Raw genomic sequence first — 18,342 nt, 5'->3', positions numbered from 1 at the left:
GCCATGCCTGCCGTCTCGCCCGGGCGCCGCGCACATCTGCTGAAGGCCATGGGGGTCACCCCATGGCGCCTGCGTGGTGGACAAACGGCGGCGGCGGAGCCCGGCGTCGCCGAGAACGACGCCGCGCAGGGCGATCGCGTGCCCTGCGTGGTCGTGTTGCCGGCGGGAGCCAGCGAGCGGGAGCTGGATATGGTGGGTCGCGCCTTGCGCGCTTTCGGTCCGGTCATGGGCCGGGCTGCACGGCTTGAAGCGGGTGAGCGCGGCCTCGGTCACGTGCCGGTCGCCGCGCACTATCTGGTGTTCGGCGAGGCGCAGGCGCGTGCGCTGGGCCATGAACTCCCCGCCGCGGTGATGAGCGCCGCGCAGATCGTGCTGGTCGATCCGCCTTCGGCGATCGTCGTGGATGCCGCAGCCAAACGCCGTTTATGGAACGGCCTGCGCGCCCTGGGCCGCTCCCTGGGCAGGAGCTAAGGCCATGGTCGCCGTCGCCCGCCCGTCCACCGAAGTGCGCGCCATGCGCCGCGAAGATCTGGATGCGGTGGTCGCCATCGAGCACGCGTCGTATGACTTCCCGTGGAGCGCCGGCATCTTTCGCGATTGCCTGCAGGCCGGACACAACTGTTGGGTCATCGCGCACGAGGGCGAGATCGCGGGTTACGGCATTCTTTCTGTCGCGGCCGGTGAAGCTCATGTCCTGAATGTCTGCATCGGCGATGCGCACCGCGGCCTTGGCTACGGGCGTCGCATGATGCGAAGGCTGCTGGACCTCGCGCGCTGGTATGGCGCGGAGCGGGTGTTCCTTGAAGTACGCCCATCGAACCCGGTCGCGCACGCGCTCTACGAGTCGATGGGCTTCGCCGAGATCGGCCGCCGGCCAGCGTATTACCCGGCGAAGAACGGGCGTGAAGAAGCGATCGTCATGGCGCTTGAGATGCACATCGCTGATTGAGGGTGGGGCATCGCGCGCAAGCGCGCTCCTACATGTGACCTGCGTTGGCCTGGTTGGGTGTGGCTCGTTGTAAGAGCGCGCTTGCGCGCGATGGTGGTTGCCTCATTCCCGTAACAACGCCATTGGAGAGGTGCGCAGCACACGGCGTGTGCCGAACAAGCCGATAAGCATCACGACGACCGCGGCGATGGCGGCGGCTGCGAAGAGTGGCCACAGGGGTGGCACGAAGTCTTCGAGGCGGAACACGGCCTTGCCCAGCCACCAGCCGGCACCCGCAGCGCCGAGACCAGCGGTGAGGCCAGCGACCAGGCCGAGCAGGGCGAATTCGCACGCCGCGGCTGCACGCAACTGCGCACGCGTTGCACCGAGGGTTCGCAGCAAGGCGGCTTCCTTGCGCCGCTCCTGCGCACTCGCCGCGAGCGCGGCGGTGAGCACCAGCGCACCGGCGAGCAGGCTGAAACCGAGGACCCAGCGCACTGCGCCACCGACGCGATCGACGATTTCGCGCACGCGATCGAGCAGTGCATCGACATCGATGAGGCTCAGGTTGCCGTAGTCGCGCGACAGCTTCGACAGTTCATCGCCATGCCCGCGCGGCAGGTAGAAGCTGGTGAGCCACGTATGCGGAATATCCCCTGCATGCGCCGGATCGACCATCAGGAAGAAGTTCACCCGGAACGAGGTCCAGTCGACCTTGCGCACGCTGGTGACGCGCGCATCGAGCGTGCCTTCGCCGACTTCGAAGCGCAGCGTGTCGCCGAGCTTGAGGTGGAAGCGGTCACGCCACGAGGTGTCGACGGAAACTTCAGCCTGCGCAGGTGACGCACCGGGCCACTTACCCGCCACCACTTCGTTGGAGGGCGGCAAATCCGCCGTCCACGACAGCCGCAGCTGGCGATCGGCGGCATCGCGTGCTTCGTCATTGGCGAGGAACGGCAGCTTGTCCACCGGCGTGCCGTTGATCGCGGTGAGTTTGCCGACGGCCAGCGGCATCATGTTGCTCTTCGTGGCGCCGATGCGTTGCAACTGCTGTGCGAACGCATCGCGCTGGCTTTCCTGCAGGTTCAGCACAAACCAGTTCGGCGTATCGGCTGGGAGTTCACGGCGCCAGCCTTCGAGCAGCGAAGGCGCGATGACCGCCAGCAACAGCAGGGCACACAGGCCGAGCGATAGAGCCGTGGCTTGCACCAGCGACAACCCTCGCCGCCGGGCGAGAGCAGCCAGGCCGAGGCGAAGCGCCGGGTGCGCACCGGGCGCGACGCGGCGGGCGACCACCAGTAGCAGCGCGGCGAGCAGGGCGGCGATAGCGGCGACGCCGCCAAGACTCGCGGCGAGGATGCCGGCCAGTTTCGCCGAATCACTCTGCAGCCAGAGCAGGCCGATCGCCGTGGCGAGTGGTACGAGGTACAGCACATCGAAGCGGCGCAGGCGGCGCTGCATGGATTCCCGGAACACCGCGACCGGTGGCACTTCAGCCAGACGTACCAGCGGCGGCAGGGCGAACCCGGCGAGTACCGCGAGACCCATGGCGGCCGCGGCAAACGCGGGCGCCAATGGCAGGGTCGTGGGAATGTTGTCGAACAACTGCCGCGCGAAGTACCAGGCACCTTCGGTCAGGCCAAGGGCGATCACGACACCCAGGGCGGCGGCCGGCAGGGCAAGGGCGGCGAGCGTCATCACCAGCAACGCGGCGACCTTGCGCCGCGGCGTGCCCAGCGCGCGTAGCAGGGCGACTTCATTGGCTTTGCGTCGCGCGTAACGCGCGGCGGCGAGGGCGATCGCGACGCCGGAGAGTAGCGCGGACAGTAGCGCGGTGAGGCGCAGGAAGGCACTCGCGCGGTCGAAGGCACTGCGCATGCGCTCCTGCATTTTCTCCGGCGTGATCAGCTCCGCGCCCGCAGGCAGGGCGCCATCTTCGATGGCGGCTCGCCACCGCGCTACCGCAGAGGGCGGGCCCGATACGAGCAGGCGATGGCGTGCACGACTGCCCACGCCGAGCAGGCCGGCGGCGTTGGCGTCATCGAGGTTCATGACCGCACGCGGCGCCAGCGCGAATAGTTCGCCGCCATCGGGCTGGCGCACCAGTTCGGCGGAGGCGACCAGGTCCTGGCCGCCAATCTGCACGCGTTCTCCGGGTTTGATGCCCAGGCCGACCATGGCGCGATGATCGAGGTAGACCTCGCCACGCGCCGGGCCATGCGCTACGCGGCTACGCCCATCGACACCCCCGACTTCCAGCGTGCCACGCAGGGGATACGCCGCATCACTGGCAAGGACATCCAGCAGCTGGCTGTGTTCGCCGACGAAGGCCACGCTGCGGAACTGCGCGCCACGGGTCATCGCCAGGCCATCGGCTTGTGCGGACGCGGCCATGGCATCCGGCAACGGTGCCGGCGCGGAGACGCCCACATCACCGCCGATCAATTCGGCGGCGCTGGCGAGAATTCCCCGCTCGATCCGCGTGGATAGCGTGGCGACGACACCCAGCGCGACCACGGCCAGGACCAGGGACGCTGCCAGCGTGCGCAATTCGACCAGGTGCCATTCGCGGCGCAGCGTACGCAGGGCCAGCCGCGTCACGTTCATGCGGGCACCCCGAGGCGGCCTTCGCGCAGTTCGGCCCGGCGCGCACAGCGCGCGGCGAGGCGGGAATCGTGGGTGACCAGGATCAGCGTGGTCTGGTGCTGGCGATTCATGTCGAACAGCAGGTCACCGATGTGCTCGCCCGTGTGCTGGTCGAGATTGCCGGTGGGCTCGTCGGCAAAGAGGATGCGCGGCCGGTGGACAAATGCGCGTGCCAGGGCGACGCGCTGCTGCTCACCGCCGGATAGCTGGGCGGGGTAATGGCGCCGGCGTGCAGCGAGCCCCACTGCGTCCAGGGCAGCATGCGCACGCTCACGGGCGTTGTCGTCGCCTTCCAGCTCCAGGGGGAGCATGACGTTCTCCTCAGCCGTGAGCGCCGGAAGCAGGTGGAACGACTGGAAGACAAAGCCGACCAGCCGTCGGCGGATCGCTGCCCGGGCTTCCTCGTCAATAGCTTCCAGGGCTTGCCCGTCGATGCGCACGCTGCCGGCCGTAGGCACGTCCAGGCCGGCCAGGAGCCCCAGCAAGGTGGTCTTGCCGGAGCCGGATGCGCCAACGATGGCAAAGCTCTCGCCCGCCGCCACAGCGAGGTTCACGCCAGACAGGATATCCAGCTGGCCCTCCGGCCCGAAAACCGACTTGCTAACATCGGCTACTTCAAGAAGAACACGGGAAGAATCGCTCATGCGTCGTAGCCTGGTCCTGTTGCTGCTTATGGTTTGCTGCGCCATCGCCCACGCGGCTGGTACGCCGCGCAAGGTGCTGGTGCTCGGGGACTCGTTGTCGGCGGCGCACAACATACCGGTGGAGGCCGGCTGGGTGCGTTTGCTGGACGCGCGCACTTCGAACATGGCGCCGCCATGGGCAATGGTCAATGCCAGCATCAGCGGGGAAACCTCGCTGAGTGGGCGTAACCGCCTGCCCGCGCTATTGGGCAAGGAAAAGCCGGGCATCGTGGTGATCGAACTGGGCGCGAACGATGGCCTGCAGGGGCTTCCGCTGGGCAAGCTGGCCGAGAACCTGGATGCCATGGTCAGCGCGGCCCAGGGGGCGGGCGCGAAGGTGCTCCTGCTGGGGATCGAACTGCCGGTGAACTACGGGCCGCAGTATCGCGACGGCCTGCGCAAGGTCTACACCGATGCCGCGACGAAGCACGGCGTGGCCTTGCTCCCCTTCCTGCTCGATGGCGTGGCCCTGGACCCGGCGCTGATGCAGGACGATGGCCTGCACCCGACGGCGAAGGGCGAACCCCGCGTTGCGGACAATGTATGGAAAGCGCTTGCACCCCTGCTCCATTAATCGACGAAACGTCGACGTTGGCTTACCCAGAATGAACACTTGTTTTCGGTCTTCACGCTGTTCTCACCGGTCCGGCCGTTAACTCTTCACATTTGTGAATCAGCGAAAGGAGAGTGGAGCGATGAGCAATCGCGACGAACAAGCTGGCCTGATCCTCCTCGTCGAGGACAACCGTCAAATTGCCGAGATGGTGGGCGAGTTCCTTGAGCGCCGGGGCTACTCCGTCGACTACGCCGCCGATGGCGTGAGTGGCCTGCACCTCGCGGTCTCCAACAGCTACGACGTCATCGTGCTCGACCTCATGCTCCCGGGCATGGATGGTCTCGATGTCTGCCGCAAGCTGCGCAAGGATGGCAAGAAGTCCACGCCGGTCCTGATGCTTACCGCCCGCGATACCCTGGAAGACAAGCTGGTCGGCCTGGAAGCGGGCGCGGACGATTACCTCGTGAAGCCGTTCGAAGTCCGTGAGCTCGAAGCCCGCCTTCGCGCGCTGATCCGGCGTGATCGCCGCCAGGTGTCGTCGGAAGTACTCACCGTGGGCGATATGACCCTGGACACCGCCACGTTGCGCCTCACCCGCGGCGGCCAGGAGTTGACGGTTTCGCCGATCGGCCTGAAGTTGCTGGCCATCCTCATGCGTGAATCGCCGCGTGTCGTCAGCCGCCGCGATATCGAACGCGAGATCTGGGGTGACACGCTGCCCGATTCGGACACCCTGCGTTCCCACCTCTACAACCTGCGTCGCGTCATCGACAAGCCGTTCGATCGGCCACTGCTGCATACCATCCATTCGGCTGGCTACCGTCTCGCCGACCTCGATTCCGAGGTTGCCGCCTCCCAGATGGCCTGAGAAGGTGCGGGGCTGGAAGTAATCGATGGAAGGCAGGTCATCGCAGGGGACACGACGAGGCTGGCGCGGATCATTCCGCGCCCGCATCGCGATCGTCTTCGGCTTGCAAGCCCTCGTGGTCATCATTGCCTCACTGATGACGGCATATAACGTCGCGCCCTGGGGCGCGGCGCTCTCGATCACGCTGTGCTCCGGCGCGTTGTCGTGGCTGGCGGTTTCGCGTGCCTGGTTGCCGATCGCCGCACTGGCCAGGCTGCTGAATGGCTGGGATCCCGATCATCCTGATATGGAAGGGCTAGCTGCGGAAGAAGGCCGGGGCAAGGGCAAGGATGGTGACGTGTCATCGCTGGTTCGCGGTCTGCAGGGTCTCGCGTCACGTATCGAGGGTTTCGGCGACCGCGAGCGCAACTTCACCCGCGACGCCAGTCATGAACTGCGTAGCCCGCTCACCGTCATCAAGATGTCCTCCGATATGCTGGCTGACGAGACGGATCTTTCCGAGTTCGGCCACCGCTCGCTGGAGCGCATCCGCCGTTCCACGCGTGAACTCGAATCATTGGTCGAGGCGTTCCTCATCCTCTCGCGGGAATCCGACCAGGGCCTCGTCGAGGAAGACTTCATCGTCAACAAGGTGCTGCGCCAGGAAGTGGACTACGCCCGCGAACTCATCGCCGGGCGCCCGGTCGAGCTGATCCTGGACGAGCCGGCGGCATTCGCGTTGCATGCCTCGCCACGCGTCTTCGCGGTCCTCTGCGGCCAGCTGATACGCCATGCGTTGCAGCAGACCGATCAGGGCACGATCGTGGTGACGGTGATGCCAGGCAGCGTGAGCGTTATCAACCCGGCGGTCGATGCCCAGGATGCGGCGAGCCGACGGCACGCGGCTGTCGATCGCCACGGCTTCGATCTCGCGATTGCACGCCGCTTGTCCGATCGCTTCCAGTGGCCACTGGAATTACGCGCCCTGCCGGGCGCATCACGCGTGGCCAGCGTCCGCTTCCCCAACCCGCAACCCATCGAAGCCTGACTTGCGCGCGGTGGGCCTCGCCGCGACCCGCAATCCTGTAGGAGCGCGCTTGCGCGCGATGGGCCTTGTCGCGAGCACCCATCGCGCGCAAGCGTGCTCCTACAAGGTCATTAGCTTCGTTATGCGCTCGAGGGTCAGGGCGCCGCTGAGCGCCTTGCGCGAGCCATCGGCATGGATGACCAACGTACGCGGTGTCTCGCCACCCCAGGTCGGGTCGATCATGAAATTCAGACGGTCGGGCGTTGCGTCGGCATAGGCGCGTGACGGCACGTCATCGAGCTTTGCCGCCTTCAGCCGTGCTTCGAGCGTTTCGCGTTGCGCGATCGGGTCGGTGGCGACATACACGAGCTGAACATCCGCATGCTGGCGCTGGTAAGCGCGCAGCGCAGCGAGGTTCTCTTCACAGTAAGCGCAATCGAGCGACCACAAGGCGAGCACCTTGCTGCCATGCTCCGGCGGAACCACGAGTGCCGCGACGTCGGTTGCCGCCAACGGGATGGGCGATGCTGCAAATGCAGGCCCGGCCACGCCCAGCGCGCCCACGAGCACGCACACCGCTTGCAAGAGCCCAGGCGTCCGGCGATGTCCCGCACCCACGCCACCCCGTGTAGGAGCGCGCTCGCGCGCGACCGCACCGCGCCACCCGCCATTGACCCCGATGCCCACCATCACCGAAGCGCCTCGGTGGGCACCAACCGGAACTGTCCGCCCGGATTCCACGCGACAAACGCCCGGTGATCATGCAGCACCAGTTTCGGCCACCCCGAAGGCCCATCGGTATGCGCGATCGCCCGCGGCTCGCTAAAGGTGATACCGCCGTCGTTCGATTCACGCAGCATCAGCTCCAGCCCCTTGGTTGTCATCTGGTGCCACGCGATCCATACGTGCTTGTCGTCCACTGCGAGGTCGGCGTGCGACCCGCCATTGCCCGCGACGGTGAACATATGCGCCGGTGGCTTACCCGGCTGCAGCTGGCCATAGCTGATCTCGGGCTTGCCATCCGCCGCGCTGAACCACACCGCATGGCGGGTACCGGCCGCGTCGATCGCCAACGACGGCCCGTGGTGCGGGCAGCCTTCGATATGCCATTGCGTGAACGTGGCGCGTGACACGCCAGGAGGCGACCCATCCGCAGGCAACGTGGCGAAAGCGTGGTCACGAATGTTGTCGCCGTAGATGGCACGGAAGAAGGCCTCGATGCGGCCATCGGGTGCGCGCGCCAGTGCGATGCGGCAGCACTCGCAACTCTGGTCGATGATTTTTTTCTCCGGCGCGAACGTCGCGCCGCGGTCGCTGGACCAGCTGTAGTAAGTAGCCGCCCCAAGATACGGTTTGTGCGCCTTCGTTGCGGCTTCGAGATCACGTTTGTCGATCCATGCGACGATCAGGTTGCCCTTGCCATCGACGGCCAGCGAATCAAAGCGGTGGGTGATCTCGGCGCGATCGGAGTGCACCGTCTTCGGCGCATCGAAATGAGCGCCGCCATCCAGTGATCGTGAGAAACGCACGAAACCGGTCCATGGCGCCTTGCGCGGCTGCGACCAGGTTACGTACAGCTCGCCCTGGGGGCCGAGGGCGATCTTCGGGCGATTTTCGCCCTCCGCGTAGATCGGCTCGCCGGTAGGATTCACGATGGTCGAGAGCACGAAGTCGCGGCCCATGTCGTCGGAACGACGAACGCGCACGTGCTCGCCAACGGTATCGACGACCCACAGGTGACCCGTGCCATCGAGCGCTGCATCGAACCCTAGGGGTGCCTCATTGCCCATGGCGCCCATATCGTGGGCATGGGCGAGAGGTGCGATCAGCGCCAGTGCCAGGAGCATCGCGCGCAAGCGCGCTCCTACATGGTGAGCAGCACCCTCCACGCTCACCGCACGCCCTGTAGGAGCGCGCTTGCGCGCGATAGCTTTCAGCGTAAGGCTCATCAGGTTTCGTCCGGCCGCTCGCGCACAGGATGCTTGCTCAACTTCCGTTGCAATGTGCGGCGATGCATGCCCAGCCGGCGCGCCGTCTCGGAGATATTGCCTTCGCATTCGGTGAGCACGCGCTGGATGTGTTCCCACTCCAGGCGACGCAGCGGCAACGGTGCATCCGGCGCATCGGCGAAGTCATCCATATCCGCCGGGCCCGCATCCCCATCGAGAAGGGCGCGCACCACGGCATCGGCATCTACCGGCTTGGCGAGGTAATCGTGCGCACCGCGCTTGATCGCTTCAACGGCGGTGGCGATGGAAGCATAGCCGGTGAGTAACAGCACGCGGATATCCGGCACCAGCGACTGCAGTTCCGGAATCAGGCGGAGGCCGTTCTCATCGCCCAGTTTCAGATCCAGCACGCAATAGCGTGGCTGGTGCCGACGGGTGAGCGCGCGCGCATCATCGGCGTTATCCGTAGTGATGACCTCGAACCCGCGTGAGCTCAGCGCGCGGCCAAGCACACGGGCGAACGTCGGGTCGTCATCGACGATGAGAAGAGGGCGGCCGCCGGGTGGGACAAGCTCGTTCATGCGTGATCTCCAATGACCGAAAGGGGCAGGCGCAGGCGCATCTGGGCGCCGTGACCGGTATTGCTGGCGGCGAGTTCGCCATCGAGGCGCTCAGCGGTGGCCTCGGCCAGCGCGAGGCCGATGCCCAGGCCGGTCGCCTTCTGTGACAACCCGAGTGTGCCGAGCTCATCCACCTCGTCAAAGCCCGGGCCTTCATCGGTGACAGTGAGCACCAGCCACGGCCCTTCGACACGGATATCAAACCCCACGAAGGCGCTACCGTTGATCGACGAGGCTTCGACCGCGTTATTCAAGAGATTGATCAGTGCATGGCGCAGGCCGGCCGGTGAACGCAAGGCCAACCGCTCGGCGCCAGGCTCCACGCTCAGTGCGACGTCGGCCTCCGGGCGCAGCAACTGGAAACGTTCCATGCAGACATGCACGAACTGCCCAACGGTAAGCCGCTCAGGTACCTGGGAGAGCTGGGCCTGGCCAAAGGCGACCATCTCGCGAAGGATCGTGCGGCAACGCTGCACCTGGCCCTCGAGCAGGTCGAGGTCATCACCCAGTGCGTTGTCGCCGGCATGTTCGCGGCGAATCTCGGGCAGCAGCGTACGCATCGTCGAAAGCGGGGTGTTGAGTTCGTGCGCTGCACCGGCGGCTTGCGTCGCGATGGCCAGGATGCCTTCGTCGCGCAAGGCGCGTTCGCGCACGCGCTGCACCTCTCCTTGCTGCAGGCGGATCGCTTTGGCGAGGTTGCTGATGAAGACGCCAAGCAGGATCGCCATGATGACGAAGTTCACGCCCATGCCAGCCACGTACAGGTCGAAATCGAGGCTTTTGTTACCCAGGGTGGGCAGCGGCAGGTGATACGGCACCAGCAGTACGTAGGCCACGCCGGTCAGGATCGATACCAGCGCGACGCCGACGATCGAGAGCGCGGCAGCGGAGAGCGCGATCGGCACCAGCAGCAGGGTGACAAACGGATTCGCCGCCCCGCCCGTGAAGTAAAGCAGGTAGCCCAACACCAGGGTGTCGAAGGCGATGTGCACGATCGCCTCGCCCTCGCTGATCTTCCACGGCATGCCCAGGCGGAACGATGCCGCGGCGGCGAACACCGCCAGCACGCAGACGCCGATCATTAGCGGAAGCAGGGGGACATCGAGCTTGAGCAACGCGACGCAGGACAGGATCGCGACGCTCTGGCCGGCGATAGCGCACAGGCGCAGCCAGGCGAGGGTACGTGCAAGGACGAACGGACCGGAGCGGGAGGAGGGGCTGTGTAGGTGGTCGCTCATGGTCTCTTTACGCGAAGGGCCGCCCCGTATGGGGCGGCCCTTGCGGCGTTACAGGTCTTCGTTATGTACCGGGGGCACCGGGGGCACGTCCGCCAGTGCATGATCAAGCGAAAGTTTGCGCATCAGCGGGAGCATCGCGACAGCGAGCACAGTGCAGCCAATGCCGACGAAGCCCAACTTGTTGAACAGGCTGGTGTAGATCGGGAGCGACTGCATCGGATCGGTGATATCGCTGGGGATCGCCGCGTAATTGGCGACCACACTGCCCATGTACTGCGACACGCCGGACGCGACATAGTACGCACCCATCATGAAACCGCCCATGCGCGCAGGCACGTAGCGGGCGATCATGGCCAGGCCGAGGCCGCTCACCAGGATCTCACCCAGCGAGTAGAAGCCGTAACCCCACACCATGTACCAGGATGAGATCTTGCCTTCGACCGAGCCCACGGCGCCCAGGCCGTACATGAAGAAGCCGACGGCCACGGCGGCGAAACCGAGCGCGAACTTGGCGGCCACCGAGAAATCCTTGCCATGGCGGCCGAGCGCGTTATAGATCCACACCAGGATCGGCGAGAGGATCACGATCCAGATGGCATTGAGCGACTGGAACTGCTCCGGGATCCAACGGAAGATTTCAAAGCCGAAGATACCGAAGGAGAGATCGACATTGCGCTGGGCGAACAGGTTCAGCGAGGTCGACATCTGCTGGTAGAAGATGAAGAAGAAGATCGTCTGTACGGTGAGCACCAGCGCGGCGATAAGGCCGGCGCGCTCACCCGGCTCCACCGAGCGGATGAGGTGGGCGAAGATCACCAGGATGACGACGCCGGCGGTGTAAACACACCACTGGGCCAGCTCCTGGTTCTGCAGGATGACCGCCGAAGCGCCGATGATGACGAGGCCGCCCAGGAAAACCCCGAGGATGTTCTTCATCGGCGGGCGGGTTTCGTCCGGCACCGAACCGATGTGCGCCAGCGTGTGGCGCATGAGTGAATAGTTGACCAGGCCGAGGATGAGGCCGATCGAGCACACACCGAACGCGGTGTGCCAGCCCAGCGCATCGCCGTAGTGCTGGCCCACGTAGTCGCGGATCCACGGGGTAAGCAGCATCGAGATCGTCGAGCCGACGTTCACCGCCATGTAGTAGATGGTGAACGCGCTATCGATCTTGACCTCGTCGCCTTCGTAGATCTTGCGGACGAGGTTGCCGGCGTTCGGCTTGAACAGGCCGTTGCCGAGGATGATCACGCCCAGGGCGAGATACAGGAAGAGCGCGTTATTCGTGGGTACCCAGAGCAGCGCGTAACCGATCATGAGCACGACGGCGCCGGTGAGCATGGTGCGGCGCGTACCAAGGAACTTGTCGCCGATCCAGCCGCCGATGGCGGGGGTGGCGTAGATCAGGGCCGAAGCGGCACCCCAGATCAGGTTGGAGTCGGCTTCGGCGAAGCCGAGCTTCTTGATCATGTAGGTGACCATCAGCACCTGCATGCCGTAGAAGCCGAAGCGCTCCCACATTTCGATCAGGAAGACCGTGCTGAATGACTTGGTCTGTGTAACGGGTGGATTCTGAATTGCCATGTATTTTCCGGGCACATTGGAAACAGCGAATGGCCACGAATGGCCACTCCCGTTGCCGTGACCCTGAACGAGGCCACAACCGGTCAAGCGTAATACAAATGGTCTACCCGGTTGTGTTGCAGCGCCAGAGGGGCGCGGCGATTCGCCACAAGGCGACCCATAAGCCAGCCCAAAGGCCGCCTGTGGCATCATAGCGGGCCATACCACACCCTCCGGCCGCCTTTTCATGCCGCAGCGCACCTATAACCCGACCTCGCGGGCCCCCCGCCTGGCCCCGCAGCGGCAGGCCTGACCTCCATGGCATCTACGGTTCCCCGCGGTCCGCGGCAGATCTACACGGCCTTTGGCTGGTCCATGAAGGGCCTGAAGGCCTGCTTCCAGCACGAGGCCTCGTTTCGCCTGGAGGTCTTCAATGCCATCGTGGTGATCCCGCTGGGTCTGTGGCTGGGCGCCGGTGCCGTGGAAAAGATCATCCTGATCACTTTTCCGATGCTGGTGCTGGCCATGGAGCTGCTGAACTCGGCCATCGAGGCTGTGGTCGACAAGGTCAGCCCCGAGTTCCATGAACTGGCCGGCCGCGCCAAGGACATGGGTTCCGCTGCCGTGTTCCTGATGATGGTGATGGTCGTCGTCAGCTGGGCCCTGATCCTCATCCCCCGGTATTTCTGAAGCCCCCTGGTCCTGTAGGAGCGCGCTTGCGCGCGACCCTCGGTCGCGTCAAGGCCCCAACCAGGCGGCACCCCCCGGATCGCGCGCAAGCGCGCTCCTACAAGGGGGCGGTTTGCGCTACCTTTGCGGCGCATACCCAAGGAAACCGCTGCCATGAAGACATTCCTCCGCGCTTTTGCCCTCGTCGCGCTCGTCGGGTTCCTTTCCGGCTGCGGTTACAACTCGATCCAGCGTGAGGACGAGGGGGTCAAAGCCGCTTGGTCCGAGGTGCTGAACCAGTATCAGCGCCGCGCTGACCTGGTTCCGAACCTGGTTAACACGGTCAAGGGCTACGCCCAGCACGAAGAGCGCGTCCTGACCGAGGTCACCGCGGCCCGAGCCAAGGTGGGCCAGGTGCAGATCACCCCGGAGACCGCCAACGATCCCGAGGCGCTGGCCAAGTTCCAGGCCGCCCAGGGCCAGCTCTCCGGGGCCCTGTCGCGTCTGCTGGTGGTCAGCGAGAACTACCCCCAGCTCAAGGCCGATGGCTCGTTCCGTGACCTGCAGGCCCAGTTGGAGGGCACCGAAAACCGCATCACCGTCGCTCGCAAGCGCTATGTCGATAGCGTGCAGTCGTACAACACGCTGATCCGTTCCTTCCCTAACAATCTCACAGCCAAGGTCATGGGCTACAAGGTGAAGCCGAACTTCAGCGTCGAGAACGAGAAAGCCATCTCCACGGCGCCTACCGTCGACTTCAACAGCGCCCCCGCGCCGGCACCGGCGGCCTCGGCCGCTCACTGATGCGCCGGCTCGCGGCACGGCTGCTGCTCGCCTTCGCCTTGCTGGTGCCGCCCCTGGCGGCGCTGGCTGACGATGCGGCCGCCGTTCCGAAACTCACCCGCCACGTCACCGACCTGACGGGTACCCTGAGCGCCGAACAGGTCAATCAGCTGGATGACCGGCTGACGGCCCTCGAGAAGGCCAAGGGTGCCCAGGTCGTCGTTCTCATGGTACCGACCACCCAGCCCGACGATCTTGAGAGCTACTCGCTCAACGTCGCCGAGGCCAACAAGGTCGGCCGTAAAGGTACGGACGATGGCGTGCTCCTGCTGCTGGCCAAGAACGACCGGCGCGTGCGCATTGAAGTGGGTTACGGTTTGGAAGGTGCGTTACCCGATGCGATCGCCTCGCGGATCATCCGCGAATACATGGCGCCGAAGCTGCGCGCTAACGATTACAACGGCGCGATCACCGAAGCACTGAACGCGATCACTCAAATCGTGAATGGCGAGGCCTTGCCGCCGCCGGTCAACCCGGATGAAAGTCACGAACGTCGCGGTAACGGGGGAGGGCATTTCCTTATCCCGCTGCTGTTCGGGGTGCTGTTCCTGCGGGGTGTCCTCGGCCGGGCGCCGCTTGGCGTGCGCGCGCCCATAGGTGGCGTTATCGCGGGTGGACTTGGCTGGCTGCTGCTTAATTCGCTGTTCTTCGGCGTGCTGGGCCTCGTCGGCGGCGCACTACTCATGGCCATTCCTGCGGGTGCTGGCCGTTCCATCGGCGGGGGCGGCTGGGGTGGTTGGGGCGGCTTCGGCGGTGGCGGTGGTTTTGGCGGCGGTGGTGGATTTGGTGGAGGCGGCGGCGGAGGTTTCAGCGGCGGCGGCGGCAGTTTTGGCGGTGGCGGTTCGTCGGGGAGCTGGTGATGAGCATGCAACGGATCGCAACCAACCTGTTTGGCGCCTGGTTCCAGATCGGGCGGCAGTTTCCGAAGGACACGCTCGACGCCATCGCGGCGCGCGTAAGTGACGGTGAGCGCACCCACCGCGGCGAACTCCGCGTGGCGGTGGAATCCCGCCTGCCGTTTGCCGCGGTATCGGATGGCGTCACCGCACGCGATCGCGCTGCCGAGCTGTTCGCTCACCTGCGCGTGTGGGATACGGAAGACAACTGCGGCGTGCTGCTCTACGTGTTGCTGGCCGAACACCGTATCGAAATCGTGGCGGATCGCGGTATTGCCGCAAAGGTGGCCGCCGATGAGTGGAACGCCATCACCTCGCATATGCGCGATGAGTTCGCGAAAGGGCACTTCCGCGAGGCCGTGCTCACCGGCGTGGATGAAGTGGGTGCATTGCTGGCGCGGCATTTTCCCTCTGACGGCAGCCCGCGCACCAACGAGTTGCCGGATCAGCCACTGCTTCTCTGACGTTCGGCTTCGCCCACAGGGTGGGCTCCCACGAGACGTCGCGCCAGGTCGAATAACAGGCACAAAAAAGGGCTGCCCGAAGGCAGCCCTTTTTGTCACTCGGGTACAGCGGTACGGCTTCTTACAGGCTGAAGTCGTACTGGACCATCAGGCGCAGCGAACGCGGCGTCTGGTAGTAGGTCGGCACGCGGTAGGTCGAACCGTAGTACGTCGAATCAGCGCCGTTCTCGCCCACTTCATCAACAGCGGTCTTCGTGTCGTTGTTGAAGAGGTTGAGCACGTCGAGCTGTACGGTCAGGCCCTTGGCGTATGCCGGGGTGTAGACCACGTTCGGGCTGATCGACCACTGCCACGGCAGGCGCTTGGCCGTGCCGCGCGACTTGATCTGGCCGTCGCAGTAGAAGAACTCCGAGTTGTAGCTCGGGATACCGCCCACGGTTTCGTCGCCGCCGCCGAAGCAGCTGGTCGGACGACCGGATTCGAGCAGGCCGTTGACGCCAACCTGCCATTCCGGGGTGATGCGGTAGCCGCCGTACACCTTGACGCTGTGGCGACGATCGTTCGGCAGGTAGCCGGTCGCGCCAACCATCAGATCCGGGTAATCGAACGCGCTGGTCGTGCCCGTATCCTTCTGGCCGTTATCCGACTTCACCAGGCCTTCCGTGTTGCCACGGTTCTTCGACCAGGTGTACGACGCATTGACGTACCAGTTGTCGGTGGCCTTCTCGGCCGACAGGGTGACCGCTTCGTACGTGCGCTTCGCTTTCTCGCCGAACGCCTTGCCCGGGATCGTCACGTTGCGCAGCTGGCCGCTGCCGTCGAGATCGACGTCAACCGACACCTTGCTGCCCGGGTTGTAGATGAAGCAACCCGGCATGGTCGCCGGCGGCGTGAACTGGTCGCCGTTCTTGTCCATGTCCAGGCCGATCGACTTGCCGTAAGCGTAGAACGGACGCCAGTCGCAGGTATCGTCGATCGCGTTGTTGAGCTTGCGGTAGGTCGCCTTGGCACCGACCACCCAGTCGTTCAGGAAGTCGTTGTCGCTGGTGATACGGTGCTGGATGCCGAGGATGAACTCGTCCTGCGAGTACGGCTTCAGGTCCTTCGTGGCGACCGAGCGCGGATCCGGCGTGGAACCGTTCTCGCCGTTCACGATGTTCTGGCCGCTGAGCGGGGCGCCCAGGGTCGGGATGCCGGTGACCGGATCGATCGCCGAGTAGGCGAAATTCTGGATCGTGTAGTACGAAGCCGTGGCAGCGCGCAGGGCGACGTTCGCGGCGATCGGCAGCGAGTAGCGGCCAGCGGTACCGAAGACCTTGGTCGACGAATCGCCGAACACGTCCCACGAGAAGCCGAGGCGCGGCTGCCAGATGTTGCCCTGGCGGACGAAGTTCTGAGCGGCGCCGTTCTTGTTGTTGAACGAGTCGTTGCGCACGCCGATGTAGGCGAGGAACTTATCCGAGACCTGCCAGTTATCCTGGAGGAACCACGACTTCTGGTCGACGCCGACCGAACCACCGGTGCGGTAGTTGTACTGCGAGACGTAGTCTTCGCCCGCGGCGTTGGTGCGGTAGTACCACAGCGAACCACCGGCGTACTCCTGGCCGGCATCCGAGCTCCACTTCTCACGCGAGAAGCCGCCCGACAGGTCGTGGTCGCCCACCTTCCAGTCGAGATCGACGCGGTACGCGGTGCGCTGGTCTTCGCCGTTGAAGCGATCGACGGTGCTGTCGAGGTAGCACGAGCCGGCCGGGGCGGTCGCGCCGCTCAGGGTGCTGCTGCGACGATCGATCACGTACGGGCAACCGGAGTTGGTGCCGTTGATGTTGCCGTCGTACTTGGTGACGGTGCCGTCAGCCGAGACATAGTCCGAAGAATTCTTCGACTTCATCTTGCCCCACTGCGCCGACAGGGTCAGGTCATCGGTGAGGTAGCTGGTGTACTTGAACACGTTGACCGCGCCGCCGGTCTTCAGGTGCTTGCGGCCCAGGTAATCGGTGGTCGACGGCTTGCCGTCGGCATCGATTTCCGAGTTGTAGTACTGGTTGGTCGTGTGCTGCGTGTTGTTCATCCCCGTCCATTCGAGGATGTTCGAGTCATTGATGTTCCAGTCCATCTTGATCAGATAGAACGGATCGCTGTACTCGTTACGTGCCGCCGGGGTGGTCGAGGTGGCACCCGGGTAGGTGGTCTGCGACTCTTTGTGCGACTGGAAGATGCCGTAAAAGAACAGCTTGTCCTTGATCAGCGCGCCGCCCAGCCAGGCCGAGTAGACGTTGTCGTTGTCGCTGTTCTTCTGGTAGGTGCGGTAGAGGTTACCGTCCTTCGTGTAGGTGGTCGGCTGCTGCTCGCGGCCCCACGCCGGGGTGTACACCCACGAAGCGCCACCCTTCCACTCGTTGGTGCCACGCTTGGTGATCACCGAGGTCACGCCGCCGGTCGAGAAACCGTACTGCGCGCCGTAGCCACCGGTCTGCACGTCAAGCTGCTGGATGGCCTGGAACGGCACTTCCGAGAACGACAGGTTGTTGTACAGGTTGGTGACGTTGAAACCGTTGACGTAGTAGCTGTTCTCGGCGACCGAGGCACCACCGAACGACGGCAGGTTGCCGAACGCCGAATCACCCTTCACGGTGCCCGGGGTCAGCGCGGCGACGTCGACGACGTTGCGCGGGACCGGGAGCTTATCGAGCTTGTCCGCAGTGAAGCTGGTGCGCGACTCGACCGAGGCCACGTCGATCGCGGTGAGGGCATTGGCCGACACGGTCACGGTGTCGAGGGCCTGCGCGCTGCTGTTGCCGCCATTCGCGGCAGCAAAGTTCAGCTGGGCCGACTGTCCGGCGACGACGTTGATGTCGCGGGTCGTTACGGTCGTGCCGTTCTCCAGCACGTTCACGCGGTAGCTGCCGATCGGCAGCGAAGAGACGCGGTAGTGACCATCCTGGTCCGCGGTGACCGAGCGCGATGCGCCCGAGCCGATGTTCTGGATCTGGATCGTCTGCGATGCCGAAGCGGTACCGTAGATGTCGCCAACGGTGCTCTGGGCGAACGCGGTACCGGCCAGCAGGCAGGCGCCCAGCGCGGAAACGAGCGCAGTGCGCTTCAGCACGCGGGAGCGCGTGAGCAGGGTGGTGCTTGTCATGAGGTCAAAAACTCCCTGGCCCTGCATTTTTCAGCAAGGCACTGAACAGCTTGTAGTAGCGCCGCGGGGAAGCGGCGCTCGATGTGGGTGTGTGAGGTATTCGGCGTGGGGACACCGACGTCGCACCAACCCCTGGGTGCTAAGCGACGTAACACGAACATAACGCCGTCGTCATATGACTGCAAGCATTTACGGCATTTATCACGAGATAATGCTGCGGGCGCAGGGAGTTACGCGAGGCTGCGGGAATGCGATTAATTCTCAACAGTCG

At 64.9% G+C, this 18,342-nt stretch carries 17 protein-coding genes; 9 read left to right on the top strand and 8 right to left on the bottom strand.

Annotation, left to right across the window (positions count from 1 at the left end):
• Positions 1-3: 3 nt before the first annotated feature.
• Together VGN46_RS20195 and rimI are read left to right on the top strand one after the other, a co-directional pair.
• Positions 4-471 carry a hypothetical protein gene (locus VGN46_RS20195; RefSeq protein WP_331646603.1) on the top strand — a complete coding sequence of 156 codons (468 nt, stop codon included), beginning with the start codon at positions 4-6 and terminating at the stop codon, positions 469-471.
• A gap of 4 nt (positions 472-475) precedes the next feature.
• A complete protein-coding gene (gene rimI / locus VGN46_RS20190) occupies positions 476-949 on the top strand; it encodes a ribosomal protein S18-alanine N-acetyltransferase (RefSeq protein ID WP_331646601.1) in 474 nt (157 codons plus the stop codon).
• A 102-nt stretch (positions 950-1,051) separates the two neighbouring features.
• Here the strand turns inward: rimI and VGN46_RS20185 are convergent, their stop codons facing one another.
• Complete coding sequence (locus VGN46_RS20185; RefSeq protein WP_331646599.1) at positions 1,052-3,535, bottom strand: ABC transporter permease; 2,484 nt, start codon at positions 3,533-3,535, stop codon at positions 1,052-1,054.
• Positions 3,532-4,218 (bottom strand): ABC transporter ATP-binding protein, encoded by a 687-nt coding sequence (locus VGN46_RS20180; protein ID WP_331646597.1) that lies wholly within the window; start codon positions 4,216-4,218, stop codon positions 3,532-3,534. Before VGN46_RS20180 ends, VGN46_RS20185 begins: the two co-directional genes overlap by 4 nt.
• Here VGN46_RS20180 and VGN46_RS20175 point away from each other — a divergent pair.
• From VGN46_RS20175 to VGN46_RS20165, 3 genes are all read left to right on the top strand, one after another.
• Positions 4,217-4,831, top strand: coding sequence for an arylesterase (locus VGN46_RS20175; protein ID WP_331646595.1), 615 nt, complete (start codon positions 4,217-4,219; stop codon positions 4,829-4,831). The two genes, VGN46_RS20180 and VGN46_RS20175, sit on opposite strands and share 2 nt — an antisense overlap.
• 121 nt (positions 4,832-4,952) lie before the next feature.
• Entirely contained in the window at positions 4,953-5,681 is a 729-nt protein-coding gene (locus tag VGN46_RS20170; protein ID WP_331646593.1) for a response regulator transcription factor, read from the top strand.
• A 25-nt stretch (positions 5,682-5,706) separates the two neighbouring features.
• A complete protein-coding gene (locus VGN46_RS20165; RefSeq protein ID WP_331646591.1) occupies positions 5,707-6,708 on the top strand; it encodes a HAMP domain-containing sensor histidine kinase in 1,002 nt (333 codons plus the stop codon).
• Between the two features lie 99 nt (positions 6,709-6,807).
• Here the strand turns inward: VGN46_RS20165 and VGN46_RS20160 are convergent, their stop codons facing one another.
• The 5 genes from VGN46_RS20160 to VGN46_RS20140 are packed head-to-tail and all read right to left on the bottom strand — an operon-like array spanning position 6,808 to position 12,078.
• Positions 6,808-7,377, bottom strand: a complete 570-nt coding sequence (locus VGN46_RS20160; protein ID WP_331646589.1) for a hypothetical protein — start codon at positions 7,375-7,377, stop codon at positions 6,808-6,810.
• A complete protein-coding gene (locus tag VGN46_RS20155) occupies positions 7,377-8,636 on the bottom strand; it encodes an exo-alpha-sialidase (RefSeq protein WP_331646587.1) in 1,260 nt (419 codons plus the stop codon). The genes VGN46_RS20160 and VGN46_RS20155 overlap by 1 nt, the downstream gene beginning before the upstream one ends.
• Positions 8,636-9,217 (bottom strand): response regulator transcription factor, encoded by a 582-nt coding sequence (locus tag VGN46_RS20150; protein WP_331646585.1) that lies wholly within the window; start codon positions 9,215-9,217, stop codon positions 8,636-8,638. The genes VGN46_RS20155 and VGN46_RS20150 overlap by 1 nt, the downstream gene beginning before the upstream one ends.
• Positions 9,214-10,494, bottom strand: a complete 1,281-nt coding sequence (locus VGN46_RS20145) for an ATP-binding protein (RefSeq protein ID WP_331646583.1) — start codon at positions 10,492-10,494, stop codon at positions 9,214-9,216. The genes VGN46_RS20150 and VGN46_RS20145 overlap by 4 nt, the downstream gene beginning before the upstream one ends.
• A gap of 48 nt (positions 10,495-10,542) precedes the next feature.
• Positions 10,543-12,078: an oligopeptide:H+ symporter gene (locus VGN46_RS20140; protein ID WP_331646580.1), complete on the bottom strand. Its 1,536-nt coding sequence runs from the start codon at positions 12,076-12,078 to the stop codon at positions 10,543-10,545.
• Positions 12,079-12,375: 297 nt separating this feature from the next.
• Between VGN46_RS20140 and VGN46_RS20135 the strand changes: the two genes are divergently transcribed.
• From VGN46_RS20135 to VGN46_RS20120, 4 genes are all read left to right on the top strand, one after another.
• A complete protein-coding gene (locus VGN46_RS20135; protein ID WP_331646578.1) occupies positions 12,376-12,747 on the top strand; it encodes a diacylglycerol kinase in 372 nt (123 codons plus the stop codon).
• A gap of 153 nt (positions 12,748-12,900) precedes the next feature.
• Positions 12,901-13,530, top strand: a complete 630-nt coding sequence (locus VGN46_RS20130; RefSeq protein ID WP_331646576.1) for a LemA family protein — start codon at positions 12,901-12,903, stop codon at positions 13,528-13,530.
• On the top strand, positions 13,530-14,429 hold the full coding sequence (locus VGN46_RS20125) for a TPM domain-containing protein (protein WP_331646574.1): 900 nt from the start codon (positions 13,530-13,532) through the stop codon (positions 14,427-14,429). The genes VGN46_RS20130 and VGN46_RS20125 overlap by 1 nt, the downstream gene beginning before the upstream one ends.
• Before the next feature lie 5 nt (positions 14,430-14,434).
• On the top strand, positions 14,435-14,929 hold the full coding sequence (locus tag VGN46_RS20120) for a TPM domain-containing protein (protein ID WP_331646572.1): 495 nt from the start codon (positions 14,435-14,437) through the stop codon (positions 14,927-14,929).
• 121 nt (positions 14,930-15,050) lie between these two features.
• On the opposite strand, the gene VGN46_RS20115 is transcribed toward VGN46_RS20120, so the two are convergent.
• Positions 15,051-18,071 (bottom strand): TonB-dependent receptor, encoded by a 3,021-nt coding sequence (locus VGN46_RS20115; protein WP_331646570.1) that lies wholly within the window; start codon positions 18,069-18,071, stop codon positions 15,051-15,053.
• Positions 18,072-18,342: the final 271 nt, after the last annotated feature.

Source organism: Luteibacter sp., assembly GCF_036500425.1.
Classification (GTDB): Bacteria; Pseudomonadota; Gammaproteobacteria; order Xanthomonadales; family Rhodanobacteraceae; genus Luteibacter.
Note: the sequence above shows the minus strand (reverse complement) of the source record. Positions and strands in the feature narration are given on the sequence as shown.